We start from the raw sequence: 1995 nt of genomic DNA, 5'->3' as shown, positions 1-1995 counted from the left end.
ACGACTTTGACCGCGCACTGCGCCCAGCAACGCAATCCACACAGCAAACCGCGGAACACTCCGTACAGTAACCGCCGCCTGCCCAAGCACCCGGAGCGCGTAGCGGAGACGCACCCCCTGGGCTTCCGTCGGGATCAGAGATGGGTATGCGGATCCCTAGTTCGCCGCGCCGGACCCGTGCCGGGCCCGCGGACCACCGGCAACCGGGCCGTTTTCACGACAAAGGGCGGAACAGCGGACGCTAATAGGTCTATTGGCCCTATTCGATCTATTAGACCTTTTATGAGGCGTTCACCACCGCCGGTCGCGTTCGATTCGTCCGCCGGCGGACTCTGGACGCTTCAACCCAGATCTCTTTGCGGCCTTCGTAGTACTCCATCGGCCACGGCACCGACACCAGCACATGCGCCCGGGTCCACCCGTACGCGAACCCTGCGATTTCGTGGGTTTCGCCGTTGTCGTAGTCCAGGACCACGAACACCGGCAGCGGCTCCGGGGCTTTCGTCGCCCCTACCAGCGCGGCCGGATCCACCGGATCCACCACCGGCTTCAGCGCCCGCGAACGCGGCGGGCCCCAGAACTTCTTTTCCTCCACAGCTCGAAGTCTCGCACCACGGGCAGACACGCAACAGGCCCCCGCGCGGGCGCCGCGGCCACGGCTCGCACCCTGTCGTAGGATGCCATGGTGGAAAAGAAGGATCAGGCCGGCGATGTCGCCGTGGAGTCCGTGTGAACCGTAACGAACAGTGGTGGGAGGAATGCTTGGAGACCTTCAAAGCATTCCTTGGGATGTACGGGCAATTGCCGCACCATTCCGAGGTGTTCCGCGGTATTAGCCTCGGACGCTGGGTCAGGACCCAGCGATACGCCAACCGCACCGGAGCGCTGCTCCCCGGCAGATATGAACGGCTGGAACAAGCCTGGCCCGGGTTCTTCAACGAAGCATCACCAACGAAGCACAACGAGGTTCATTAGGGCTACAAGCCCTAATGAACCTAAAAAACATAAAAGCCGTCGGGATCCGGTTCCCGCGCCTCTCGTCCACCCGTGCACGGCAAAAGCTAAAAGCAGGGCTTTTCCCGCACACACGTGGACGACAGGAACCACCTGACCACCTGCACACAACCGCCAGGTCACCACTCCCCCAAAAGGTCACCACCAGTGACCGGCGGATGTGCACAGCCTCGGAACGCCGCTGGTCACCATCGGACCGGTTCCCCATGGACCAAGACCACCGCTGCCGGCCCACCAAACACCATGGCCGGGTTTCTTTCAGCCGGGACAACACACACTGGTGCGCGGGGCACACGAAAGCGGGAACGTCACCACAGCGCGGGGCCGGCTCTTAAGGCGCTCAGGGGGCTACCGCCGTGGTCACGGGCGGCGATGACCACAGTCACTGGCGGCGACAATCAGCACTCGGTACCGCAGGCCCCGGGTCAAGACCTCTTGACCCCAAACCGCTGCTGCACAGCCTGCTTAGTCATGCCCAGGGCGTCACCGATCTTTTGCCAAGACGCACCGCAGCGGCGTTCCGTACTCACCCAAATGTTGATCTGCTGGGCTGAGTACCGGCCCCATGCCTGGATAAAGTCGATCCGCGACACGATCGGCCCGCCACTCCCCCGCAGGTTCCGCCAGTACGCGCCGTAGACATCATCCATCAGCGCATAAATCAGCCTCCACGGCTCATCCTGACGCGCCAGAACCGCGCCCATGAGCGCGGTAGCGTCCGACCATTCCTTGTGATCCCGGTTATCCATCCCAACAACCCTCCACCTCTATTAGACCTAATAACCCTATTGTAGTGAATGGGTCTATTAGGTACAATAGGTATATAAGATCCAATAGACCCAAGGAGGAAGCAATGGGAACGCGAGCAATCCTGATCATCGACAACGAGGCCACGGCCCCGAACGTCTTCTACGCCCAGTACGCAAGCCCGGCCTTCAAGATCCCCGCGCTTACCCGCTGGATCGTGGCCGCAGCGCGGGA

General features: G+C 62.1%; 3 protein-coding genes. 1 reads left to right on the top strand and 2 read right to left on the bottom strand.

All coding sequences use genetic code 11. From position 1 onward, the window contains the following. Positions 1-280: 280 nt before the first annotated feature. Positions 281-595: a hypothetical protein gene (locus ABH924_RS24750; protein ID WP_404503170.1), complete on the bottom strand. Its 315-nt coding sequence runs from the start codon at positions 593-595 to the stop codon at positions 281-283. A 134-nt stretch (positions 596-729) separates the two neighbouring features. Between ABH924_RS24750 and ABH924_RS24745 the strand changes: the two genes are divergently transcribed. Beyond that, positions 730-975: a helicase associated domain-containing protein gene (locus tag ABH924_RS24745; protein ID WP_404503168.1), complete on the top strand. Its 246-nt coding sequence runs from the start codon at positions 730-732 to the stop codon at positions 973-975. 464 nt (positions 976-1439) lie between these two features. On the opposite strand, the gene ABH924_RS24740 is transcribed toward ABH924_RS24745, so the two are convergent. Further along, on the bottom strand, positions 1440-1763 hold the full coding sequence (locus ABH924_RS24740) for a hypothetical protein (protein ID WP_404503166.1): 324 nt from the start codon (positions 1761-1763) through the stop codon (positions 1440-1442). Positions 1764-1995: the final 232 nt, after the last annotated feature.

Origin of the sequence: Arthrobacter sp. GAS37, assembly GCF_044908325.1 — a bacterium.
GTDB lineage: Bacteria > Actinomycetota > Actinomycetes > Actinomycetales > Micrococcaceae > Arthrobacter > Arthrobacter ramosus.
Note: the sequence above shows the minus strand (reverse complement) of the source record. Positions and strands in the feature narration are given on the sequence as shown.